The organism is Streptomyces milbemycinicus (assembly GCF_002154605.1).
Taxonomy (GTDB): Bacteria; Actinomycetota; Actinomycetes; order Streptomycetales; family Streptomycetaceae; genus Streptomyces; species Streptomyces milbemycinicus.
In genome coordinates this window covers 1-23,551 of sequence record NZ_MUNE01000380.1, presented here as the reverse complement: position 1 = coordinate 23,551, position 23,551 = coordinate 1, and the positions used below count along the sequence as shown (strand labels likewise).

At 71.7% G+C, this 23,551-nt stretch carries 21 protein-coding genes; 12 read left to right on the top strand and 9 right to left on the bottom strand.

Features of this window, described 5'->3' with window-relative positions; all coding sequences use genetic code 11:
- Nucleotides 1–81 precede the first annotated feature (81 nt).
- Nucleotides 82–1,314, bottom strand: a complete 1,233-nt coding sequence (locus tag CCN51_RS28995) for an aminotransferase class V-fold PLP-dependent enzyme (RefSeq protein WP_014173521.1) — start codon at nucleotides 1,312–1,314, stop codon at nucleotides 82–84.
- A 241-nt stretch (nucleotides 1,315–1,555) separates the two neighbouring features.
- Here CCN51_RS28995 and CCN51_RS28990 point away from each other — a divergent pair, with 241 nt between their 5' ends.
- The 6 genes from CCN51_RS28990 to CCN51_RS28965 all read left to right on the top strand — a co-directional run bounded on the left by CCN51_RS28990 (nucleotide 1,556) and on the right by CCN51_RS28965 (nucleotide 8,633).
- Nucleotides 1,556–2,269 (top strand): FadR/GntR family transcriptional regulator, encoded by a 714-nt coding sequence (locus CCN51_RS28990; RefSeq protein WP_014173520.1) that lies wholly within the window; start codon nucleotides 1,556–1,558, stop codon nucleotides 2,267–2,269.
- A 158-nt stretch (nucleotides 2,270–2,427) separates the two neighbouring features.
- A complete protein-coding gene (locus CCN51_RS28985) occupies nucleotides 2,428–3,060 on the top strand; it encodes a prolipoprotein diacylglyceryl transferase (protein ID WP_014173519.1) in 633 nt (210 codons plus the stop codon).
- Between the two features lie 121 nt (nucleotides 3,061–3,181).
- Nucleotides 3,182–3,862, top strand: a complete 681-nt coding sequence (locus CCN51_RS28980; protein WP_014173518.1) for a class I SAM-dependent DNA methyltransferase — start codon at nucleotides 3,182–3,184, stop codon at nucleotides 3,860–3,862.
- A 62-nt stretch (nucleotides 3,863–3,924) separates the two neighbouring features.
- The gene (locus CCN51_RS28975) at nucleotides 3,925–5,865 is read left to right on the top strand and encodes a SpoIIE family protein phosphatase (protein ID WP_014173517.1); all 1,941 of its coding nucleotides are present in this window, start codon (nucleotides 3,925–3,927) and stop codon (nucleotides 5,863–5,865) included.
- A 99-nt stretch (nucleotides 5,866–5,964) separates the two neighbouring features.
- Nucleotides 5,965–7,872, top strand: coding sequence for a molecular chaperone DnaK (gene dnaK / locus CCN51_RS28970; protein ID WP_086860251.1), 1,908 nt, complete (start codon nucleotides 5,965–5,967; stop codon nucleotides 7,870–7,872).
- Nucleotides 7,869–8,633, top strand: a complete 765-nt coding sequence (locus CCN51_RS28965; RefSeq protein WP_014173514.1) for a YoaK family protein — start codon at nucleotides 7,869–7,871, stop codon at nucleotides 8,631–8,633. The genes dnaK and CCN51_RS28965 overlap by 4 nt, the downstream gene beginning before the upstream one ends.
- On the opposite strand, the gene CCN51_RS28960 is transcribed toward CCN51_RS28965, so the two are convergent.
- Complete coding sequence (locus CCN51_RS28960) at nucleotides 8,624–9,814, bottom strand: CdaR family transcriptional regulator (RefSeq protein WP_043488811.1); 1,191 nt, start codon at nucleotides 9,812–9,814, stop codon at nucleotides 8,624–8,626. The two genes, CCN51_RS28965 and CCN51_RS28960, sit on opposite strands and share 10 nt — an antisense overlap.
- A 184-nt stretch (nucleotides 9,815–9,998) precedes the next feature.
- On the opposite strand from CCN51_RS28960, the gene CCN51_RS28955 reads away from it, so the two are divergent.
- Nucleotides 9,999–11,270, top strand: coding sequence for a VWA domain-containing protein (locus CCN51_RS28955; RefSeq protein ID WP_014173512.1), 1,272 nt, complete (start codon nucleotides 9,999–10,001; stop codon nucleotides 11,268–11,270).
- Complete coding sequence (locus tag CCN51_RS28950) at nucleotides 11,270–12,118, top strand: hypothetical protein (protein ID WP_086860249.1); 849 nt, start codon at nucleotides 11,270–11,272, stop codon at nucleotides 12,116–12,118. Before CCN51_RS28955 ends, CCN51_RS28950 begins: the two co-directional genes overlap by 1 nt.
- A 141-nt stretch (nucleotides 12,119–12,259) precedes the next feature.
- On the opposite strand, the gene CCN51_RS28945 is transcribed toward CCN51_RS28950, so the two are convergent.
- Together CCN51_RS28945 and CCN51_RS28940 are read right to left on the bottom strand one after the other, a co-directional pair.
- A complete protein-coding gene (locus tag CCN51_RS28945; RefSeq protein ID WP_014173510.1) occupies nucleotides 12,260–12,805 on the bottom strand; it encodes a DoxX family protein in 546 nt (181 codons plus the stop codon).
- A 175-nt stretch (nucleotides 12,806–12,980) separates the two neighbouring features.
- On the bottom strand, nucleotides 12,981–13,460 hold the full coding sequence (locus tag CCN51_RS28940) for a macro domain-containing protein (RefSeq protein WP_014173509.1): 480 nt from the start codon (nucleotides 13,458–13,460) through the stop codon (nucleotides 12,981–12,983).
- Between the two features lie 51 nt (nucleotides 13,461–13,511).
- Here CCN51_RS28940 and CCN51_RS28935 point away from each other — a divergent pair, with 51 nt between their 5' ends.
- The gene (locus CCN51_RS28935; protein ID WP_014173508.1) at nucleotides 13,512–13,940 is read left to right on the top strand and encodes a cytidine/deoxycytidylate deaminase family protein; all 429 of its coding nucleotides are present in this window, start codon (nucleotides 13,512–13,514) and stop codon (nucleotides 13,938–13,940) included.
- A 19-nt stretch (nucleotides 13,941–13,959) separates the two neighbouring features.
- Here the strand turns inward: CCN51_RS28935 and CCN51_RS28930 are convergent, their stop codons facing one another.
- The 5 genes from CCN51_RS28930 to CCN51_RS28910 form a co-directional block, all read right to left on the bottom strand.
- The gene (locus tag CCN51_RS28930; protein ID WP_043486112.1) at nucleotides 13,960–15,147 is read right to left on the bottom strand and encodes an anhydro-N-acetylmuramic acid kinase; all 1,188 of its coding nucleotides are present in this window, start codon (nucleotides 15,145–15,147) and stop codon (nucleotides 13,960–13,962) included.
- Nucleotides 15,144–16,544 carry an MFS transporter gene (locus CCN51_RS28925; protein ID WP_014173506.1) on the bottom strand — a complete coding sequence of 467 codons (1,401 nt, stop codon included), beginning with the start codon at nucleotides 16,542–16,544 and terminating at the stop codon, nucleotides 15,144–15,146. The genes CCN51_RS28930 and CCN51_RS28925 overlap by 4 nt, the downstream gene beginning before the upstream one ends.
- Nucleotides 16,545–16,663: 119 nt before the next feature.
- Nucleotides 16,664–18,121, bottom strand: coding sequence for an NADP-dependent phosphogluconate dehydrogenase (gene gndA, locus CCN51_RS28920; RefSeq protein WP_043486110.1), 1,458 nt, complete (start codon nucleotides 18,119–18,121; stop codon nucleotides 16,664–16,666).
- Between the two features lie 164 nt (nucleotides 18,122–18,285).
- Entirely contained in the window at nucleotides 18,286–19,206 is a 921-nt protein-coding gene (locus CCN51_RS28915; RefSeq protein WP_014173504.1) for an AEC family transporter, read from the bottom strand.
- Nucleotides 19,207–19,337: 131 nt separating this feature from the next.
- Nucleotides 19,338–20,552 (bottom strand): pyridoxal phosphate-dependent aminotransferase, encoded by a 1,215-nt coding sequence (locus CCN51_RS28910; RefSeq protein ID WP_014173503.1) that lies wholly within the window; start codon nucleotides 20,550–20,552, stop codon nucleotides 19,338–19,340.
- Between the two features lie 87 nt (nucleotides 20,553–20,639).
- Between CCN51_RS28910 and CCN51_RS28905 the strand changes: the two genes are divergently transcribed.
- The 3 genes from CCN51_RS28905 (at nucleotide 20,640) to CCN51_RS28895 (ending at nucleotide 23,515) form a co-directional block, all read left to right on the top strand.
- Nucleotides 20,640–21,296: a winged helix-turn-helix transcriptional regulator gene (locus CCN51_RS28905; RefSeq protein ID WP_043486108.1), complete on the top strand. Its 657-nt coding sequence runs from the start codon at nucleotides 20,640–20,642 to the stop codon at nucleotides 21,294–21,296.
- A gap of 139 nt (nucleotides 21,297–21,435) precedes the next feature.
- Nucleotides 21,436–22,938, top strand: a complete 1,503-nt coding sequence (locus CCN51_RS28900) for a PepSY-associated TM helix domain-containing protein (protein WP_014173501.1) — start codon at nucleotides 21,436–21,438, stop codon at nucleotides 22,936–22,938.
- 106 nt (nucleotides 22,939–23,044) lie between these two features.
- A complete protein-coding gene (locus tag CCN51_RS28895; RefSeq protein WP_014173500.1) occupies nucleotides 23,045–23,515 on the top strand; it encodes a VOC family protein in 471 nt (156 codons plus the stop codon).
- Nucleotides 23,516–23,551: the final 36 nt, after the last annotated feature.

The window sequence follows — 23,551 nt, the reverse complement described above, 5'->3', positions numbered from 1 at the left end:
CGTGGGAGTTCCGCGGGCGTCGATATGCGCCACGGGCGCCGTGGCGGGTCATGAAGGCGTGTCGCGTGTGTCGCGCGTGGTTTACGGGGCGACGCCCGGCGTACGGGCCCATTCGGCGAGCTGCGGGACGCAGCGTTCGGCGAAGTACTCGAAGTCGGCGGCGGTGTTGTACACATGCGTCGACAGACGGAAGTAGCCGACGCCGCCGAAGCTGGTGAAGGCCGCCTCCACAGCCAGTTCGCGCGCCACCCGGTCACGTAGCGCATCGGCCTCCAGGCGGGTGGTGCCGAGCCCCGCCGGCAGCCGCACCAGGCGCATGGCGCCCACCGGCATACCGACGTCCACCGCCGCGCTGTCGCCCATGACCTCGGCGAAGGCCTCGCCGATGACGCGCTCCGCGTAGTCGGCCAGCTCGCTCATATACGTACGGGCGCGCTCCCAGCCCCAGGTGGTCTCGATGAAGTCCGTCGCGGCCGGCGCCGCCAGATAGCTGGTGGCGTCCACCGTCCCCTGGGTGTCGAACCGGTCGGGGAAGGGGTCGGCGGCGCCCCAGGAGTCGATCAGCGGATACAGCTCCTCGCGCAGCGGACCCCGGGCGACCAGAGCCGCGGTGCCGCGCGGCGCGCAGCCGAACTTGTGCAGATTGCCGATCCAGAAGTCGCAGTCGAGCCCGGCCAGCGGATCGGCGAGCAGACCGGGCACATGCGCCCCGTCCACCAGCAGCGGAATGCCCCGCTCCCTGGCCACCGCGGCGATCCGCTCCACCGGCATCCGACGGGCGGTCGCCGAGGTGATGTGGTCCAGCACGATCAGCCCGGTGGCCTCGCTCAGCTCGGCCACCAAGGCCGCACAGGCCTGCTCCTCATCGGCGTCGAGCGGTACATGCGCGGTACGGACCGTGGCGCCCCGGCGCCGGGCCAGCCGCTCGGCCCCCATGGTCACCGCCCCGTACCCGTGGTCGGTGACCAGGATCTCGGCGCCGGGCCGCAGCGGCACATTCGCGTAGACGACGCTCGCCCCGCCGCTCGCGTTCGGCACCAGCGCCAGATCCTCGGGCGCGACGCGCAGAAACCCGGCCACCTCGGTCCGGGCGGCCGCGACCCGGCCCGGAAGCGTCGCGAACCACAGCACGGGTGACCGGTCCATCTCCTCGCGCAGCCGCTGCTGCTCGCGCTGCGCCACCACCGGAACCGCCCCGAAGGAGCCGTGGTTGAGATGGCGCTCCCCGGGGTGCAGGGACCACGCCTCCGCGGCGGGGCGGCCGTCGGAGAGGAGCAGGGGGCGCGGCGCTGTGCTGACGTCGGTCTCGCTCACGTGACTGGACATCTCCCGGAAATCGGGCCGACACATCAGACGCCTATCGGTGAAAGGTCTGATGACTTGGCTGGTGGCTTGGCCCGGGATCCTGGCACGGCAGCAAGGATGAAGGCAATAGGTGTACGCCGCCGGGAAGTCATCTAATGACTTGCTGCTGCCTCGGTGGAGAGATCTGATGACTCGATAGGGTGAGAACCTGAGGCACGGCGCCGTCGCCGAGCCACGGGGAAGGGAAGCGATGTCCGCAGTCGACAAGGCCTTTCATGGCCTACGGCACATGATCGCCACCGGCCGGCTGGTCGCCGGGCAGCGCATTCCGCCCGAGAACGACCTGTGCGACGAGCTGGGGGTCTCCCGGGGCTCCCTCCGCGAGGCGGTGCGCATGCTGGCGGCCCTGGGCGTCATCGAGCCGCGCCACGGCTCGGGCACGTACGTCTCCCAGCTGCGCCCGGAGGACATCGTCGGCAGCCTCTCGCTGACCGTCGACCTGCTGCCGCTCGAGGGGCTGCTGGAGATGTTCGAGATCCGGCGCGTCCTGGAGTCCCACGCCGCGGCGCAGGCGGCCGCGCGGATGACGCCCGAGACGATGGCCACGCTCTTCGAGTACATCGAGGCCATGGAGGCCACCGAGGACCCGACCGAGGTCTCCGGGCTCGACCACTGCTTCCACGCCGAGATCGCCCGGGTGGGCGGCAACCCCACCCTCGGCTCGCTGCTCGGGGTGTTCCGTGCGCGCTCCCGCGCCTATCAGGTGTTCACGCTGCCCGAGGGGCCCGGTATCAAGCGCGCCAGCGACGAGGACCACCGGGCGATCGCGGGAGCCATCGCCCGGCGCGACCCGGCGGCCGCCGGAAACGCGGCCGCGGCGCATGTCGCCCACACCGAGAAGTGGCTGCATGCGTTTCTGCCCGGTCGGCCCGATCCGGCCGACCCCGAAGGCTCGCACGCGTAGCCGGCTGCGCACCGCCCCCGCCGCGCCGCTGACCAGGCATCGAGGGACGAATCGCCCTGTCGTGTAACAACTCCGTCTCGGAAATGCCATGCGGTCGAATGAGCAGGCTTTACTGGTCAGCCATAGCGAGGACATGTCATACGGGAGACTCGAGCGAGATGGGCCGACACAGCCGCCCCACCCCTGCGCAGCAGGCACGTGCCAACACGATCAAGGCTGCGGCCGCGCTGGGGGTGGCGGGCACCATCGCCTTCGGTCTCCACTCGTCGGTCGGCGGCGACAAGACCGTTCAGGCGCGCTCCGACGTCAGCTCCCAGCCGGCCGGGACGCCCGAGACAGACGACCCGGCCGACTCCACCGGCTCCGACCGGCCGAGCGGCGCGCACCGGTCCACCGACACCGACCGGCCCGGCGACGGCGGCCTCGCCCCCACCGCCTCCGCCAAGCCGAAGCTCGTACAGGACGGCGGCGGCTCCTCCCGGAACGACACCTCGCGGACCCGCGAGCCGTCGCACACCCCGGCGACCAGCGCCCCCACGACCGCGCCCACGAGCGACCCCGGTTCTCAGTCGCCCTCGACCTCCAAGCCGGACACCACGAAGCCGTCCTCGCCCAGTCAGGACCCCACCACCGACCCGGCCACTTCCGATGATGAGTCCGGCGATCAGCAGTCCGGCGGTCAGCAGGACTCCGACACCGGCAAGGACAAGGACCACGGGCTGGTGGGCGGTGTGATCGACGGCGTCGGCGACACGGTCGGCGGCGTGCTCGGCGGCCTCCTCGGCGGCTGAGCGTCCCCCGGGGGCGGTCCAAGGGGCAGCCCCCGGGGCGGTCCACGAGGCCGCGCAGGCATGGTGCAAATCCGGACCGATGTGAAAATATGAGGTAACCGGGTCTGCGAGGGATGTCCGCGTGCACGACAGGATCAGCCGGACGGATTACGAGAACATACGGCTCGACCGCACGGGTCAGGCCGAGGCGTTCGATGCCATCGGCGACCGCTACGACGAGGCCTTCCCGTACAAGGAGGGGCAGCTCGCCGCCGGGCGGTGGCTGACCGACGCCCTGCCGGCCGGCTCCCGGGTGCTCGACCTCGGCTGCGGCACGGGCGTGCCGACCGCCCGCCAGCTGGTGGACGCCGGATTCGAGGTGGTCGGCGTCGACCTCTCGTACGGGATGGTGGAGCTCGCGCGGCGCTACGTCCCCGAGGCCATGTTCCACCGGATGGACATCGCCGATCTGCGGCCGGGCGGCCCCCGGGACCTCGGCCGCTTCGACGCGGTCACGGCCTTCTTCTCCCTGCTGATGCTCCCCCGCGACGAGATCCCGATCGCCCTGCGGACCGTACGCCACGTCCTGGTGCCCGGCGGTCTGTTCGCCCTGTCGATGGTGGAGGCCGACGTGGACGACTTCTCGATCCCGTTCCTCCACAGCACCATCCGGGTGTCCGGCTATCTCCGGGAGGACCTGCACGCGGTCGTCAAGGCGGCCGGATTCGAGATCGCCCAGGAGACCTCGTACACCTACGCCCCGGAGGCCTCGGACGTGCCGCCGGAGGAGCAGATCTTTCTCACCTGCAGGAGGTCCGACTGAGGGCGGCGCCTCATTGCGGCCGCCGTGACCCGCACCCATGACCCCGACCGAACCGAAAGCCCATGGCTCACCGCATCCCCTGTGAAGGCCCTGACCGGCCCGGCACCGGGACCGAGCGGCCGACCGCTCCCCCCGGCCGGGTGGAGCGCGCCGCTCCCACGGACTGCGGGCGACCGGCCGGCGGCGGCCCCGCGACGCCCGCCCGGGACGCGCGGGATGCCGGGGACACCGGGGACGCGCGGGGCTCCCGGGATGCCCGGGCCGAGGCGGCGCACGGCAATGGGGCGCAGACCGAGCGGTTGCGCTATCTCGACGAGGCGACCCGCCGGATCGCCCGCGCCATGGACCCGGAGGAGACCCTGTGCGAACTGTCCCGGGCCGCCAATCCCGCCTTCGCCGACGCGGTGTTCATCCATCTGTGCGACCCGCTCCCGGCCGGGGACGGGCAGCCCGGCGGGGCCGTGGCGCTGCGGCCGCACACCACCGGCCCCGGCCCCCGGGCCGCCCAGCCGTGCGCGCCCGCCGCACCCCCGGACCCGGGCGACGCGCCGGCCCTCGTGTCGAATGTGGCCTCCGGGCCCGAGTCCGCACCGGTGACCGTCACCGGCCGGTTCGCCGAGGTGCTGCTGGGCGGGCGGCCGGTGTTCGGCGACGCGCCGGGGATCGCGCCGGCGGTGGGCCGGCTGCTGCGCGGCACCGCGAGTGGCCACCGGCCCGTACCGTCGGCCCGGCGGCTGATCGTCGCCCCGCTGTGCGGCCGCCACCACGTCATCGGCGCCGTCACGCTGCTGCGCGAGCCGGGCCGCCCCGCCTTCACCCCCGACGATCTGCTGGTCGCCTCCCAGCTCGCCACGCACACCGCCCTCGGCATCGACAAGGCGGTGCGCTACGGACGCGAGGCGTCGGTCGCGGATGTGCTGCAGCGCGCCATGCTCCCCACCTCGCTGCCCGAGGCCACCGGTGTCCGCCTGGCCAGCCGCTATCTGCCCGCCTCGGAGACCGCCCGGGTCGGCGGCGACTGGTACGACGCCATCCCGCTGCCCGGCAACCGCGTCGCGCTGGTCATCGGCGACGTCATGGGCCACTCGATGACCTCCGCCGCAATCATGGGCCAGCTGCGCACCACCGTGCAGACCCTCGCCGGGCTCGACCTGCCGCCCGAGGAGGTCCTGTACCACCTCGACGAACAGGCCCAGCGGCTGGGCAGCCAGCACATCGCCACCTGCCTCTACGCCATCTACGACCCCATCGCGCACCGGCTGCAAGTGGCCAACGCCGGCCACCCGCCCCCGCTGCTGCTGCACCCCGACGGCCGCGGGGAGGCGCTGCGGATCCCGCCCGGGGCGCCGATCGGCGTCGGTGGCGTGGTCTTCGAATGCGTCGAGACCCACGCGCCCGCCGGAGCGATCCTGCTGCTGTACACCGACGGCCTGGTCGAGTCCCGCGACACCGATGTGTGGACCGGGGTGCAGTCGCTGTGTGTCCGGCTGCGTGTCGCCGCGGCCCACGCCCGCGCCCCCATGCCGCCCGAGGACCTGTGCGATCTGGTCCTGGGCCCCCTCGACCCGAGAAACCAGGACGACGACGTGGCGCTGCTCGCCGCCCGCTTCGACGGCATTCCCTGGCACAACGTCGCCTACTGGTTCCTCGACCCCCAGCCGCAGACCCCGCGCCGGGCCCGTCGGCTGGCCCGCAGAACACTGCACCGCTGGAATCTCGACTCCCTGATGGAGTCCACCGAGCTCATGGTCAGCGAGGTGGTGACCAACGCGGTGCGCTACGCCACCCGTCCGGTGTCGCTGCGGCTGCTGCGTACGGACGTGCTCCGCTGCGAGGTGGGCGACGACTCGCCGCAGCTGCCCCGGATGCGCCACGCCCGGCTCGGCGACGAGGGCGGCCGCGGCCTGTTCCTGGTCAACCACCTGGCCGAGCGCTGGGGAGCGACGAGGCTGAGCACGGGCAAGGTGGTCTGGTTCGAGCAACGCATCCCCGCCGACCAATAAAACTCACAATAAAACTCACAAAGGTGTTGTTTTATAGCATTGAGCATGAATCGGATCACTCTGTGAAGGGCTCCCATCTCGTAGGAGAGGAGTGCTGAGATGACCCGCGCAGTCGGGATCGACCTGGGGACGACGAACTCCGTGGTGTGCGTCCTGGAAGGTGGCGAGCCGACCGTCATCACCAACACCGAGGGCACCCGGACGACCCCTTCCGTGGTGGCCTTCGCCAAGAACGGCGAGGTGCTGGTGGGCGAGGTGGCCAAGCGTCAGGCGGTGACCAACGTGGAGCGCACCGCGCGGTCGGTCAAGCGCCACATGGGGGAGACGCAGTGGCGCTTCCCGGCCACCGGCGAGGTGGACGGCAAGCGCTACACCGCGCAGGAGATCTCCGCGCGTGTGCTGCAGAAGCTCAAGCGTGACGCGGAGGGCTACCTCGGCGAGGACGTCACGGACGCGGTGGTCACCGTCCCGGCGTACTTCAACGACACCCAGCGCACCGCCACCAAGGAGGCGGGCGAGATCGCCGGCCTGAAGGTACTGCGGATCATCAACGAGCCGACGGCCGCCGCCCTGGCGTATGGCCTGGACAAGGAGAACGACCAGACCATCCTGGTCTTCGACCTCGGCGGCGGCACCTTCGATGTCTCGCTGCTGGAGATCGGCGAGGGGGTCGTCGAGGTCAAGGCCACCAACGGCGACACCCACCTCGGCGGCGACGACTGGGACCAGCGGATCGTCGACCACCTCGTCACCCGGTTCAAGAGCGGGTACGGGGTCGACCTGTCCAAGGACAAGATGGCGCTGCAACGGCTGCGCGAAGCGGCGGAGAAGGCGAAGATCGAGCTGTCCGCCGCGTCCGAGACCACCATCAACCTGCCCTACATCACGGCGTCCGACGAGGGCCCGCTGCACCTGGACGAGAAGCTGACCCGCGCCCAGTTCGAGCAGCTGACCGAGGATCTGCTGAACCGTTGCAAGGGGCCGTTCCACCAGGCGATCAAGGATGCCGGGATCAAGGTGTCCGATATCGACCATGTGATCCTGGTCGGCGGCTCGACCCGGATGCCCGCCGTGACCGGGCTGGTCAGGGAGTTGACCGGCAAGGACCCGCACCGGGGCGTCAACCCGGACGAGGTGGTCGCGGTCGGCGCCTCGCTCCAGGCCGGTGTCCTCAGGGGTGAGGTCAAGGACGTCCTGCTGCTGGATGTCACCCCGCTGTCCCTGGGTATCGAGACCAAGGGCGGCATCATGACCAAGCTGATCGAGCGCAACACGACCATTCCGACCAAGCGCTCGGAGATCTTCACCACGGCCGAGGACAACCAGCCGTCCGTGCAGATCCAGGTCTTCCAGGGCGAGCGCGAGATCGCGGCGTACAACAAGAAGCTCGGCATGTTCGAGCTGACCGGCCTGCCGCCGGCCCCGCGCGGTGTGCCGCAGATCGAGGTCGCCTTCGACATCGACGCCAACGGCATCATGCATGTGTCGGCGAAGGACCTCGGCACCGGCAGGGAGCAGCGGATGACCGTGACCGGCGGCTCCGCGCTGCCGAAGGACGACATCGACCGGATGATGCGCGAGGCCGAGCGGTACGCGGAGGAGGACCGCCGCAAGCGCGAGGCGGCCGAGACCCGCAACTCCGCCGAGTCCCTTGTCTACAACACCGAGAAGCTGCTCCGCGACCAGGCGGACAAGGTGCCGCAGGATGTGCGGCAGGAGGCCGAGGCGGCCATCGCCGAGCTGAAGGAGACGCTGAAGGGCGAGGACTCCGGCCGGATCCGCGTGGCCACCGACAAGGCCGCCGCGGCCGCGCAGAAGATCGGTACGGCCATGTATGCCCGGGCCGGGGCCCAAGGCGAGGCCGGCGGCACGGGTGGCGCGGGTGGCGGCGGCGCGGGCCCGGAGCACGGGGCCGACGACGATGTCGTCGAGGCGGAGATCGTCGACGAGGACCGGCCCAAGGGGGACGGGCCCAGGGAGGACGGGTCCAAGGAGGACAGCGGATGACCGACCCCCTGCCACCCCGGGACGGCGGCCCGGCGGGTCCGGCCGGCGGCTTAGCGGGCCGGCGTGGCGGACGTGGCCGGGTCGCGCCGGGCGGCGGAGCCCTGACGGCCGCCGTGGCGCTGACCGTGGCCACCGGTTCGATGGACGCCATCGCCTTTCTCGCGCTCGGCGAAGTGTTCACCAGCGTGATGACCGCGAACCTCTCGCTGCTCGGCATGTCGGCGGGGACCCGCGACCCCGCGCTCGCCGGCCATGCCGCCGTCGCGGTCGGCGGCTATGTCGTGGGCTCGCTGGTCAGCGGGCGGATCGTCAGAGGGCCCGACAAGAGGCGGCTGGCCCGCCGGGCGCTCGGGGTGGAAGTCCTCGCGCTCGGGGTGCTGTGGGCGCTGTGGGCCGCCGCCGACGGCCACCTCGACGGAGGGTGGCGGCAGGGGCTGCTGGCGCTGGCCGCCGTGGCCATGGGTGGGCAGAGCGCGTTGGTGCGCGCCGTCGCACCGTCCGGGGTGTCCACCACGTACTTCACCGGCATGCTGACCAGCCTGCTGGCCGACCTCGTCGCCACCGGCAGGGTGCGCGGGTCCAGCGTGGCGCTGCTGTCCGCCCTGGTCGCCGGGGCGGTCGGGGGAGGGCTTCTGCTGACCCTGGCGCCATGGGCCGCGCCCGGGCTGCCGACCGGGCTGGTCGCCGCCGTCTGGCTGGGCTCCCTCGTGGGCCACGCGCGCAGAGATCGGAGAGCTGGGGGAGAGGCGCGTCAGGGCTGAGTGTCGAGCTGGTCGGCCAGACAGGCCAGGTACAGGGCGAGCGTGGTGCGGTGGTCGCGCAGCGGGCGGCCGCTGATCTGCTCGATCTTGTTCATGCGGTAGACGAGGGTGTTGCGGTGGATGTGCAGCGCCGAGGAGGCGCGGACCAAGTTGAAGCCGTTCTCGCACCAGGCCACCACGGTGTCCCGGAGCACCGGCCAGTCCGGCTGCTCGCGCAGGTCCGCGGCGGTGAGCGCGAGCAGCCGGGTGCGGGTGTGGTGGCCGGTGGCCGCGAGCAGCTGATGGGCGCGCAGATCGGAGACGAGGTGCACCGGTAACTCGGGTGCGACCCGGGACCCCAGGCGCAGCGCGTCGCACGCGTCCTGGTACGAGTCGTGCAGACCGCCGACCGTGGTGGCCGGCTCCCCGATCCCGACCCGGGCCTCGAGGCCGTGCTGGACACCCACGAGATCCGTCAGCCGCTGACAGGCCGTCATCACCCGGCTGGTCGACCGCTGTTCCGGCAGCCGGTGCAGCACCCCGATCCACCCCGGTGCCGCCCCCGCGACGACGTCCTGCGGATCGGCGAACACCTCCCGTACGGTGCGCAGCAGCTCGGAGCGGACCAGCGAGGTGTCAGGCACGGGCGGCCCGGCGCGGTGGCGGGCGCCGCTCGTCCCGCCGGACGCGGACACCTCGACGACCACCGCGATCCTGCGCAGCCGCAGATCGAAGCCCACCTCGGCGGCGCGGAAGACGACGAAGTCCGGCTCGACGGCCGCGGCGTCGTATGTGGCGACATCCGCGAGCAGATCCTCCAGCACCCGCTCCCTGACCACCCGTGAGCGCAGGACGGCCGATTCGCGCAGCAGTATCTCCGTCTGCCGTTTGACCACCAGACCGAAGCGCCGCACCTGGGCGGGCGTACCCGTGATGCCGACCGTGCCCACGGCGTGTCCGTCCATGACCAGCGGCAGTGTCACCCCGGCGCGAACCCCCTTGAGCTCCTGCGCCTGGGTGGCGGTGTGGATGGCGGCCTCCTGGGTGCGCATCACCTCCACGGAGGCCTCGTGGAAGGTGCCGATGCGGCTGCTGTCACCGCTGCCGATGACGACGCCCTCGCTGTCGGTGATGAGGACGTTCAAACCGATGACCGCGGAGGTGTCCCCGGCGATCTCCTGGGCGAGTGAGGGGCTGAGCACGAACTGGATCCTCCGGCCGGTTGGGCTGGACGCACCGTACAGCGCCATGGCCCCGGTTCGCCACACATTCATACGGAGTGACCAATGACCGTGCGGTTCCCCCACTGCGACAGCTTTGGAGACGGCGAGCCACCGCACACCACCCACTTTGGAGCAGTCATATGAAGCTCCATAAGATGCCGCGGTGATCATAAAGAAACGCCTGGCGACAGGCGCCTTCGGGCTGCTCGCGGCGGTGGTCTGCGGCGTGTTGTCCCCCGCCGCGGCCGTCGCCGACGACGAACCGGCCCGTGAGTCCCCCAAAGTCGAACTGGTCCTGGACGTCAGTGGCTCGATGCGTGCCCGCGATGTCGACGGCATGTCCCGCATGGCCGCGGCCAAGCAGGCGTTCAACGAGGTGATCGACGCCGTCCCCGACGAGGTGCGGCTCGGCATACGCACCCTCGGCGCCACCTACCCCGGCCAGGACCGCAAGACCGGCTGCCTGGACAGCAAACAGCTCTACCCCGTCGGCCGGGTGGACCGCACCGAGGCCAAGACCGCCGTCGCCACGCTGCGCCCCACCGGCTGGACACCCATCGGACTCGCCCTGCGCGGTGCCTCCAAGGACCTCGCGGGCGGCGACGCCACCCGCCGGATCGTGCTCATCACCGACGGCGAGGACTCCTGCGGGCAGCCCGACCCATGCGATGTGGCGCGGGAACTGGCCGCCCAGGGGACCCATCTGGTCGTCGACACGCTCGGGCTGACCCTGGACAGCAAGGTCCGGGACCAGCTCAGCTGCATCGCCGAGGCCACCGGTGGCACCTACACCGCGGTCCAGCACACCGACCAGCTCTCCACCCGCATCAAGCAGCTGGTACGGCGCGCCGCGGACACCCCGGTCCAGACCCCGACCGCGGTGGCGGGCGCCGAGGCGTGCGCCCAGGCCCCGGTTCTCGGCGCGGGCCTCTACAACGACCGGGAGGGCTTCGGCGAGCACCGCTGGTACCGGGTGAAGGTCGCCCCGGGCCAGGAGCTGCGGGCCTCGGCGACCGTGGGCGCCGACCGCGCCGTCGACCCGGACTACGGCGTGATGGTGCGGGCGGTGACCGAGCGCGGCCGTGAGCTGGTGCGCGGCAGCGAGGCGGGCAGCGGCCGCACCGATGTCCTCTCGACCGGGCTGCGCTATCCGGTGGCCGAGGGCCGAGATGTGGAGGACAGTACGCCGCGCACGATCTGCCTCGAGGTGAGCCAGTCGTTCTCCGCGCCCGCCTCCGTCAAGCGCACCCCCGGACTCCCCGTCGAGCTGGCCGTGAACATCGTCGACGCCGGCGACCCGCCCGGTGACGTGGCCGCCTTCGGCCTCGGCCGCGGCTGGGTGCTGCTGGCCGTGCTCACCGTCACCGGACTCCTGGTGGGCCTGGTGTGGGGCTGGCTGGCCCGCATACGCGTCACCGTCTGGAGGACCAACTGATGCGTGCCCTACGTACCGCGGGCGCCGCGTTCGCACTCTGCGCCGCCCTGTTCGCCACCGCCCCCGTGGCGGCCGCCGACGCGTCCCCGAGCGCGACTGCGGGCACGGACGGCGGCGACGAACCCACCGAGGCGGGCACCGGCTTCCGGACCGCCACGGCGATCGAGCAGGGGCAGACCGCCACCGCCTCGGCGTCGGTCGGCGACTACCTGTACTGGGTGTTCCCCGCGGCGGCCGGGCAGGTCCCCACCGTCAAGGCCACCGTCAAGCTCCCCGAGGCACAGACCCGGCACGGCAGGACCACCTGGCAGCTCGATGTCTACGACGGGCTGCGCCGCCGCCAGGCCTGCACCTCGGGCAGCCAGACCGCGACCGCGACCCAGCAGGACGCCTCCGTCGACCTCAGCTGCCGGCTGCGCCGGGTGCGGCCCTGGTCCGAGGCCTGGGCCAACGATCCGCTGCCGGGGTCGTATTACGTCCGTCTGACGGTCGTGAACCTGCCGGAACAGGACCTCGGACTGCCCCTCACCACCGAGATCACCGCCTCCACCCGGGACGTCGGTGGCAAGCACGCTGAGGGCGGCGAACTCTCCCCGCTGACCCCGGCCGTGCGGGCCGGGGCGACCCAGGCGCCGGATGCCGAGCCGAGCCCGGACGCGTCCGAGTCGTCGGCTGAGGACACCTCGTCGCACACCGCGGCCGAGCCGAACGGCGGCTGGGGTTCGGGCTGGTGGTCGGACCGCTGGGTGTGGACCGTGGTGGGTGGCGCCCTGGGCGCGCTCGCGGGCGTGGGCGGCTACACGCTCACCCGCGGCCGTGGCTTCCGGCGCCCACCGGCCGCCGGGTGAACGGCGCCGACTCGGCCACTGTCACGGGTGAAACGCCCACCGGCTGAACGGCACGCACCGCCCCTCGCCCGGCGAGCGGGCGGTGCGCGTTGACCGGGCGCCGCCGTAGGCATACGTCGCCGTGAGCGCATGGGACGGGCGTCAGTCGCGGATCCCGATCGTGATCGCCGCAAGGACGGCCGCGATCAGCAGCGTCACCACCCCGTAGATCACGTGGTGGGAGCGCAGCCCGGGGATCACGGCGTCCACGGCGATCCGGCCCGGCCCGCTCAGCGCGAGCCCCGCCGCCCCCGCCCCGATGAGCAGGGGGAACCCAAAACCGGCGAAGAACCCCAACGGCCAGACGACATTCACCGCGTTGGCCATCGTGCCCGCCACCGCGGCGCCCGCGAGCGGCGTGAGCAGACCCACGGCCAGCCCCAGGCCGCCGAATGTCTCCGTGATTCCGGCCACCACCGCCATGAACTTGGGCACGGGGTAGCCGAACTTCTCAAAGGCCCGGCTCGTGTTCTCGATCCCCGGGCCGCCCCACCAGCCGAACAGATGCTGCGCGCCCCACGCGGCGACGGTCAACCCGACCCCCAGGCGTAGCACCAGCAGTCCCACGTCGTGGGCGACCAGCACATTGGGCAGGGAGCGCGGTGAGGACGCGTGGTTTTGGGCAGGGGTGCGATGGTAGGCAGACATGGCGCCCTCGTCTGGTCGAATGCGGAACTCAGATCACTCAGGCCACTCAGACCAAGCAGACAGGCGCACCGGATCCGGCAACGCGCTCAGTTCAAATATGCCCCCGATGGCGGAAGCCCTCAACTTGGACGATGTCAGTGGCTCAGTGGCTCAGTGGCTCAGTGGCCGCGGCCCGTCAGTCGCCGTGGTCGTAGACGGTGACCGGGATTCCGCGCGCCACCAACCGCTCCGTTATCAGCGGCTCGATCCGTTCCCAGCGCCCACCGGCCAGCCCACACCCGATGCGCGGCATATGGACCGAGGCACCCAGCTCGGCGGCGCTCGCTGCGACCTCGCCCAGCGCCGCGCCGATCGCCTCGTACCGCACCGGCACCCCCTTGCTGCCCGGCCGCATCCCGCGCTGGCCGACCATATTGGCCACCCACACATACCGGCTCACCTGCACGATCTGGACCGCGCCCAGCCCGAAGTCATTGCGCGCCCGCTCGCGGTGCCAGCGCCGGTAAGCCGCCTCCGGCTCCGGCCAGCGCCGCGAGACGGCCAGCACAAAGCCCTTGCCCCAGCCGCCCAGGTCATTGCAGACATGGGCGATGATCTTCTTCCCTTTCCCCTGCGGCGCGGTGGCGTCCCCGCGCACATACTCGATCGCTGCCATAATCCGCAGCTTACGATCCGGCACCGACAGTCCCTTGTGAGAGCGGAGAAGATGACCACGCAGCCCCCCACCGCAGACGAGGAACTCATCCGGGCCGCGGCGCATGTCGCGCGGACGTACTGCCGGGGCGACGACCACACCATGGCCGCCGCCGCGCGCGCCGCCGACGGCCGTATCGTCACGGCGGTCAACGCCTACCACTTCACCGGCGGCCCCTGTGCGGAGCTGGTGGCCGTCGGGGCCGCGGCGGCCCAGGGCGCCTATGAGCTGGTCAGGATGGTCGCGGTCGGCGACCGGGAGCGCGGGGTGGTCCCGCCGTGCGGCCGCTGCCGCCAGTTCCTGTTCGACTACTTCCCCACGCTCGAAGTCATCGTCGGGACGATCGACCACCCGCGCACCGTCCCCGTCGCCGAGCTGCTTCCCGTCGCCTACGTCTGGGCTGACCACCAGGACGACGAGGCAGCCGGCGGCCGGGAATGAGCTGCGGCGTGGCCTGTGCTCACGGCGGTGAGATCTCCAGCCGGGACGGTGCGGCTCGGCCTGCGGCAGTGGCTTCCGGTGGCAGGCGCAGGCCGTGGCGGCCCGGGGTGATCGACCCGAGCACACTGGAGTGGCGGGCGCCGGTGCAGGCCGGCACCGTGCCGGCCAGCCCATGGGCGGTCAGAAAGCCGAGGACCGCGAAGGCGTACGCCTCCTTGGCGGCCGAGGGGAGGCCCAGCTCGTCCGAGGTGCGCAGCGGGACATCCCCCAGCGCCCGGCGCAGGGCGGCCAGCAGCGTGGGGTTGCGGGTGCCGCCACCCGAGGCGATCACCTCGCCCGCCCCGGCGGAGCGCACCGCGTCCGCCACGGTGGCGGCGGTGAGCTCGGTGACGGTGGCGACCACATCGTCGGCGGGCAGCGGGCCCAGGCCCGCGAGCGAGGCCTGGAGATAGGGCAGGTGGAAGAGCTCCTTCCCGGTCGTCTTGGGGGCGGGCCGCGCGTAGTACGGCTCGGCCAGCAGCCGGCTCAGCAGCGGGCCGTGCACTGTGCCGCGCGCGGCCATCGCGCCGTCCTCGTCGCAGTCGAGCCGGCCGTCCGTCAGATGGCGCACCGCCGCGTCGATGAGCGCATTGCCCGGCCCGGTGTCGTACGCGAGAGGTTCCCCGGCGCCGTCCGGCACCACGGTGACATTGGCGATGCCACCGAGGTTCAGCGCCACGCACCCGCCGGGCCGCCCGCGTAGCCACAGCGTGTCGACGACGCTCACCAAGGGCGCCCCCTGCCCGCCCGCCGCGATATCGCGGCCGCGCAGATCGGACACGACGGGGCGGCCGGTGGCCTCGGCGATCCACGCGGGCTGCCCCAGTTGCAGCGTGCCGTACGCCTGGCCGTCCGCCACCCAGTGGTAGACGGTCTGCCCGTGCGAGCTGATGAGCTCGGCGCGCCCGTCGCACAGCTCCCGGTCGGCCCGGCCGGCGAGGGCGGCGAACGCCTGGCCGATGCGCGTGTCGAGCTCGCACACGGCCCGCATGGTCGTCGGCGCCGGTGGCAGCGCGGCGCTCAGCGCCTCGCGCAACTCCTCCTCGTACGGGGCGCTGACCATGCCCAGCGGGGTCAGCACCAGCCGGTCCCCGTCGAGGGTCAGATCGGCGGCCGCGGCGTCGATGGCGTCGTACGAGGTGCCCGACATCAGCCCGATCACCCTCATCGGCCGACCCCCCGTTCGTCACCCCGGCCGTCCCCGCGCCTGTCCCCGCGCCCGTCGCGCAGCGGGCCGCGGTGGTCGTCCCCGCGCAGGGTGAGAAGCGCCAGGAGGCTGATGGCACAGGTCACCGTGGTGTAGTACGCGGGGATGTCCACCTCGCCGGTCCGCTCGATGGTCTTGGTGATGATGAGCCCGGCGCAGCCTGAGAACACGGCGTTCGACAGGGCGTATGCCAGGCCGAGCCCGGTGTAGCGGACCCGGGTCGGGAACATCTCGGCCAGCATGGCCGGGCCGGGGCCGGCCATCAGCCCGACCGCGGCCCCGGCGGCGAACACCGCCACCCCCTTGACGAGGTTCGAACGGTCCGCGTCCTGCAACAGGTTCAGCAGCGGGATCGCCGCGACGGCCACCAGCGCCGCCCCGGACAGCATCACCGGCCGTCTGCCGATCCGGTCGCTGAGCCACCCGGCCGGGATGATGGAGACGGCGAAGCCCAGATTGGCCACCACGGTCGCGATCAGGGCCTGCCGGAAGCTGGCGCCCAATGTGCTCTGCAGATACGACGGCAGGACGACCAGGAAGGTGTAACCGGCCGCGGCCCAGCCCATGATGCGCCCGGCGCCCAGGACGATGGCCCGCGCCACCTCCGCCGCGGGCGGCGTCGGCAGTGGCGCCACCGCGCCACCGACCTGCTCATCGGCGCCCCTGGTGTCCCCGGCACTCCGGAAGGCGGGGGTCTCCTCGAGCCGCAGCCGCAGCCACAGGGCGCCCAGGCCCATCGGCAGCGTCAGCAGGAAGGGCAGCCGCCACCCCCAGTCGTTCAGCGCCTGCTCGCTCAACACCGTGGCCAGCAGCGCGGCCACCCCGGCCCCGCCCAGCAGACCCAGCGCCACGGTGAAGGACTGCCACGCCCCGTACAGCCCGCGCCGCCCGTCGGGAGCGAACTCCGTCATGATCGAGACTGCCCCGCCGAACTCGCCGCCCGCGGACAGGCCCTGCAGCACCCTCAGAAAGGTGAGCAGCCACGGCGCCGCCGCGCCCACCGTGTCGTACGTGGGGAGCAGCCCGATCAGCGTGGTGGCCGCCGTCATCAGCAGCACCACGAGGATCAGGACGGGGCGGCGGCCGATCCGGTCCCCGAGGCGGCCGAAGACGGCGGCGCCGATCGGCCGGAAGAAGAAGGCGAGCGCGAAGGACGCGTAGGTCTTGACCAGGCCCTCGAGGTCGTTTCCCCCCTCGGGGGTGAAGAAGTTCGCGGCGATGACCGTCGCGAAGTAGCCGTAGACGCCGAACTCGTACCACTCGATGAAGTTGCCCACCGACCCCGCCACCAGGGCGCGGCGCGTCGGACGGACGGCCTCCCCGGTGGTCCGGGACGGATCCGGTATGGATACGGTCACCTGTGTTCCCTCCAGCCGTCGCGGTCCTCGCACGGTCAGAAGCCGGTTTCCGTTCCTGATTCCCCGTTTCCCGGTTCTCCACCAGGGCGCCGCCGATCACATCGCGCCCTGATGCGGCCTCACTTCCGGGTTTCGCTCCGGTCGCCGGACCACTCGGTGTGGAAGACGCCCTCGCGGTCGGTGCGCAGGTAGGTGTGGGCGCCGAAGAAGTCCCGCAGCCCCTGGATGAGGGCGGCGGGCAGGCGGTCGGCGCGCAGCGCGTCGTAGTAGGCGAGCGCGGAGGAGAACCCGGGCGTGGGGATCCCCTGCTGGGCGGCGGTGGTCACCACGGCCCGCCATGCGTCCTGCGCCTCGCCGAGCTGACGGGCGAACCGCTCGTCGGCGAGCAGCGTGGGCAGCGCGGGGTTGGCCGCGTACGCGCTGCGGATCTCGTCCAGGAACCCGGCCCGGATGATGCAGCCGCCGCGCCAGATCTTGGCCACCGAGCCCAGGTCGATGTCCCAGCCGAACTGGTCCGCCGCGGCCTGGATCATGTTCCAGCCCTGGGCGTACGAGACGATCTTCGACGCGTACAGCGCCTGCTCGACCCGGTCGACCAGCCGGTCGGCGTCCGCCCCGGTCAGGGCGGGTCCCTGGGGCCCCGACAACTGCCGGGCGGCGGCGCGCAGCTCGGTGTGGCCGGACAGCGAGCGTGCGAAGACGGCCTCGGCGATACCGGGGACCGGCGCGCCCACGTCGAGCGCGATCTGCACGGTCCAGCGGCCGGTGCCCTTCTGCTCGGCGGCGTCGGCGACGATGTCCACGAACGGCTTGCCGGTGTTCTGGTCGGTATGGGCAAGGACCTCGGCGGTGATCTCGATGAGGTAGGAGTTCAGCATGCCGGTGTTCCAGCGGCGGAAGATCTCCGCGAGCTGTGCGGGGGTCTGTCCCGCCGCACGCCGCAGCAGGTCGTAGGCCTCGGCGATCAGCTGCATATCGGCGTACTCGATGCCGTTGTGCACCATCTTGACGAAGTGTCCGGCGCCGTCCGCGCCGATGTGGGTGCAGCACGGCTCACCGTCGACATGCGCGCTGATCTTCTCCAGCATCGGCCCGAGCGCGGCATACGCCTCCGCCGACCCGCCCGGCATGATGGAGGGCCCATGCAGCGCGCCCTCCTCGCCGCCGGAGATACCCGTCCCGACGAAGTGGATGCCGCGCTCGCGCAGCGCGGCCTCGCGGCGGCGGGTGTCCTGGAAGTGGGCGTTGCCGCCGTCGATGACGATGTCCCCGGGGTCCAGCAGCGGCACGAACTCGTCGATCACCGCGTCCGTCGGCTCACCCGCCTTCACCATCACCACCAGCCGCCGGGGCCGCTCCAGCGAGGCCACGAAGTCCGCTGGCTTCTCGGCCGGCACGAACGAGCCCTCGTTCCCGAACTCCTCGATCAGGGAACGGGTGCGGGTGGGGGTGCGGTTGTGCACCGCGACGGTGTAGCCGTGCCGGGCGAAGTTGCGGGCGAGGTTGCTGCCCATGACGGCGAGCCCGGTGACTCCGATGGAGGCAGATGCTGACGAGGCTGACGCGGAGGGTGCCATTGCTGTTCCTCGATTCCTGGCGGGGGTCCGAGCGACATCGACGGTAGCCGGGCCGCCGGGTGTGCGCAGTGCGACACTCACATCCGGCACATCTCGGGGCGCCCACAGGGGTCGCGGGTGTCCGCCGGGCGGGCCCGCGCCTCCCCATGGGGAACGCACACCGCTCAGCCGAGCAGCGCCGCCACCGTGAGCAGTACCGGGGCCGCGAGTAACGTCGACAGCAGGATCGACTCGCGGGCCAGCCTCGTCGCGGTCTGGTACCGCACGGCGTAGGTGAAGAGGTTCTGCGCCGACGGGAGCGCCGAGGTGACGACGGCGGCGAACAGCGCGGCGCCGCCGAGACCGAACACCCCGGCCGCGATGGCCCACGCCACCACCGGCTGCGCGAAGGACTTGAGCGCCACCGACAGCAGCACCGGGCCGCGGTCCTCACCGCGCCCGGGCAGGGCGCTGCCGGGCAGCGAGAGGCCGAACGCCAGCAGCACACCGGGCACCGCCATCCCGCCGAGCATCGAGACCGGCTCCATGACCGGCCCGGGGATCCGCCAGCCGGCCGCGGCCACCACCACGCCGGACAGCGAGCCGACGACGATGGGGTTGCGCACCGGCGTGGTGAGTTGCCGCAGCAGCGACGTCCGGCCCTCGCTGCGGCTCAGGTCGATGACCGTCAGGGCGATCGGGGACACGACGAGTTGCTGGAAGAGCAGGACCGGCGCGATCAGGGAGGCGTCCCCGAGGACGTACATGGCGACGGGGATGCCCAGGTTTCCGGCGTTGACATAGCTGGCGCACAGCGCGCCGATCGTCGTACGGCCGACGCTCCAGCGGCGTACGGCGCCTACGGCGATGAACGTCCCCGCGACGACGAAGGTGCTCAGGGCGGTGACGAGCATCGGGACCGACAGCAGGACGGACAGGTCGGCCCGCGCGAGCGTGGAGAACAGCAGGGCGGGGCTGGCGATCTGGAAGGCGACCGCGGTGAGCACATCGCGCCCGTGTTCGCCCAGCGAGCCGCGGCGCCCCAGGACGTAACCGGTGACGACGATGCTCGCGATGACACCGAAACCCGAGATCACCCCGCCCATAAGCATGCACCTTACAAGCGGTTGCCCGCCCGTGGTGCCCGACACCTGTGCGAAGGCGCGGTCAGGGGCCTGCGGTCAGCGGCCTGCGGTCGGGCGCCCGAGGTCACAGGTCTGCGGCCAGGGGCCCGCCGTCACGACTGCCGGTATCCGCCGAGGAACCGCCCGATCCTGCTGATGGCCGACTCGAGGTCGTCGACATGCGGGAGGGTGAGGATGCGGAAGTGGTCGGGGCGCGGCCAGTTGAAGCCGGTGCCCTGCACCACCTGGATCTTCTCGCGCAACAGCAGGTCCAGGACGAACCGCTCGTCGTCGTGGATCCGGTGGACGTCGAGGTCGATGCGCGGAAACGCGTACAGTGCGCCCTTGGGCTTGACGCATGACACTCCGGGGATCTCGTTGAGCTTTTCCCAGGCGCGGTCGCGCTGCTCGTGCAGCCGTCCGCCGGGCAGTACGAGGTCTTCGATGGACTGCCGGCCGCCGAGGGCCGCCTGGATGGCGAACTGCGCGGGGGTGTTGGGGCACAGCCGCATCGAGGCCAGCATGGTCAGCCCCTCCAGGTAGTTCCTGGCATGCTGCCGAGGGCCGGACACGACCACCCAGCCGGACCGGAACCCGGCCACCCGGTAGGCCTTGGACAGGCCGCTGAAGGTCAGGCACACCAGGTCCGGGGCGAGGACGGCGGGGCTGTGGTGGACCTCCCCGTCGTAGAGGATCTTGTCGTAGATCTCGTCGGAGAACACCATCAGATGGTGGCGGCGCGCCAGGTCGAGGATGCCTTCGAGGATCTCGCGCGGATAGACGGCTCCGGTGGGGTTGTTCGGGCTGATGATCACCACGGCCTTCGTCCGGTCGGTGATCTTCGACGCCATGTCGTCGAGGTCCGGGTACCAGTCGGCGGACTCGTCGCACACATAGTGCACGGGTTTGCCGCCGGCCAGGGCGGTGACCGCTGTCCACAGCGGGAAGTCGGGGGCCGGGATGAGAATTTCGTCCCCGTCCTCGACCAGGGCCTGGACGGCCATGGACACCAGCTCGGAGACGCCGTTGCCCAGAAAGACGTCGTCCACGCCGAGGTCGTCCAGGCCGCGCTGCTGGTAGTGCTGGACCACGGCCCGGCGGGCGGGGAGGATGCCGCGCGAATCGCTGTAGCCGTGGGCCTGCGGCAGCATCCGGATCATGTCCTGAAGGATCTCCTCCGGGGCCTCGAACCCGAACAGCGCCGGATTGCCCGTGTTGAGGCGCAGCACGCTGTGTCCGGCCTCCTCCAGCGCGTTGGCGTGCTCGATCACCGGCCCCCGGATCTCGTAGCAGACCTCGCTGAGCTTGTTCGACTGCCGGAACTCCATGTGGTGCCCTCCCGGTTCTCATCCGCCTCATCAGTCGACGACGGCTTACTTTGTTCTACCAAGGTGTCACTTGGAAAGTCCAACTTAATGGCTAGACTGGGGCGCATGCCACGCCGAAGCTATGACCAGTACTGCGCGATCGCGCGGGCCCTCGATGCCGTCGGTGACCGGTGGACGCTGCTGATCGCGCGGGAGTTGCTGGCCGGCCCCCGCAGATACACCGACCTCCACACCGACCTGCCCGGGGTCAGCACGGACATGCTCGCCACCCGGCTGAAGGACATGGAGCGTGACGGCGTACTCGCCCGCCGGAAGCTGCCGCCGCCGGCGTCGGTGTCCGTCTACGAACTCACCGACCACGGCCGTGCGCTGCTGCCCGTCCTCACCGCCCTCGCCGCCTGGGGCGCGCCCGCGCTGGCCGAACGGCAGCCCACCGACGCCATCCGGGCCCACTGGTTCGCCCTGCCGCTGCTCCACCGGCTGGGGCACCTCGCGGCGGGACACGAAGGGGTCGTCGATGTGGTGCTGGAGGAGGGCGGTTTCCATCTGGTGTTCGGTGCGGCCGAGCCGTCGTACGGGGACGGGCCGGCCGAGCGTGCGGACGCCCGGCTCGTCGTGGACGCCGACACTTGTGTCGCCCTCACCCAGGGCACGCTCACGGTCGCCGACGGCATCGCCGCCGGAGCCGTCGAGCTGACCGGAGCGGGCCCGCTCGCCGAGGCGCTGCGCGGCGCCGGTTCCTGACGCACTGCACCGGCGCCGGTTCCTGACGGCGTATGACACGCATCACACAGCCGGCCTGGAACTCGACGGCACCCGGATCCGACGACTGATGCGGTGCGGCCACCGCCGTACCGCGTAGTCCAGCGAACGGGAGCCGTCCATGCCCGACCGAACGACCGCCGTCACCACGGACGACGGCTCGCCGACCGCGGACGCGGGGGCCGCGGGGCCGCCCCCCGTGGCCGACGCCCGCCCCCCGGGGCGGTCGGGGCGCCACTGGTGGACGGCCTTGCGTCCGCTCGTGCTGCGGCTGCACTTCTACGCGGGTGTACTCGTCGCCCCGTTCCTGCTGGTCGCGGCGGCGACCGGGCTGCTGTACGCGGCGTCCTTCGAGGCCGAGAAGATCGTCTACGACCATGAGCTGCGCGTCCCCGTCGGCGAGCGCGAACTCCCCGTCTCCCGGCAGATCGACGCGGCCCGCGCGGCCCACCCCGAGGGCACCATCAGCGCGGTGCGGCCCTCCCCGGAGGCGGGCGCCACGACCCGGGTGCTGCTCTCCGGCGTCAAAGGTGTCGACCCGGACCACACCCTCGCCGTCTTTGTCGACCCGTACACCGGAAAGGTGCGCGGCGCATTGGAGCAGTACGGCTCCACCGGCGCACTGCCCCTGCGCACCTGGATCGACGAGCTCCACCGGGATCTGCACCTCGGCGAGACCGGCCGTCTCTACAGCGAGTTCGCCGCCAGCTGGCTGTGGGTGATCACCGGTGGCGGGCTGGTGCTGTGGCTCACCCGCCGGCGCACCAAGCGCAGGCTGCGCGCCATCGCCCTGCCCGACCGCGCAGCCACCGGCCGCCGACGGACCATGTCCTTCCACGGGGCGGTTGGTGTCTGGGCCGCGGTGGGCCTGTTCTTCCTGTCGGCGACGGGCCTGACCTGGTCCACCTACGCCGGTGCGAGCATCGAGGACCTGCGCTCCGCGATCGGCCAGACCACCCCGTCGGTCTCGGCCACGTTGGACGGGCGGGAGCAGCCCCACGACAATGCCGACGAGCACGCCGGGCACGGCTCCATGCCGGGTATGGACATGGGCGGTGAAGACCCGTCGTCCGCCCGCGACGTGGGCATGGATGCCGTACTGAAGGCCGCCCGGGCCGAGGGGCTGAGCAACCCGGTGGAGATCGTGCCGCCCGCCGACGCGGACACCGCCTATGTGGTCCGGCAGATCCAGCGCAGCTGGCCGGAGAAGCAGGACTCCGTCGCCGTCGACCCGGCCACCGGCGAGGTCACCGACGTACTGCGGTTCGAGGACTACCCGGTGCTGGCCAAACTCACCCGATGGGGCATCGACGCGCACACCGGAAACCTCTTCGGCCTGGTCAACCAGATCGCGCTGGGCGCCCTCGCGCTCGCGCTGATCTTCCTGATCCTGTGGGGCTACCGCATGTGGTGGCAGCGGGGCGGCGGCTCCGCGTTCGGCCGTCCCGTACCGCGCGGCGGCTGGCAACAGGTGCCACCCTACGTCCTGGTGCCGCTGGCCGCGGCCGTCGCCGTGCTCGGCTACTTCGTCCCGCTGCTCGGCATCCCGCTCGCCGCCTTCTGGGCCCTGGACATCGTCCTGGGCGAGCTCGCCTACCGGCGTGGCCTGCGTACCTACCGATGAGGTCCGCCATTTTCGCTCCTGTTTCCTCCTGACCGATGAGTTCTCGCGGTCCGGCCGGTCCTAGCACACACAGGTACCGGACCCGAGTCGGCGAGGAGAGCCCACCATGCAAAAGATCACGACGTTCCTGTGGTTCGACGACCAGGCCGAGGAGGCGGCCCGCCACTACACGTCCATCTTCGACGACTCCCGGGTGGTGGACATCCAGCGCTACGGGGAGGCGGGGCCGGGGGAGCCGGGCACGGTCATGACCGTCACCTTCGAGCTCGCCGGGCAGAGGTTCATCGCGCTCAACGGCGGCCCCCACTTCACCTTCACCGAGGCCATCTCGCTCTCCGTGGACTGCGCGACGCAGGACGAGGTGGACGAGCTGTGGGCGCGGCTCGGCGACGGCGGGGAAGACGGACCCTGTGGCTGGCTGAAGGACAAGTACGGGCTGTCGTGGCAGATCGTGCCGAGGAAGCTGACCGAGCTGATGAGCGACCCCGACCCGGCCAAGTCGGCGCGTGTCACCAAGGCCATGCTCGGCATGAAGAAGATCGACATCCAGGGCTTGGTGGACGCCTACGAGCAGTGATCCGAGCAGTAACCCGCCACATCCGCGTGGCAGCCA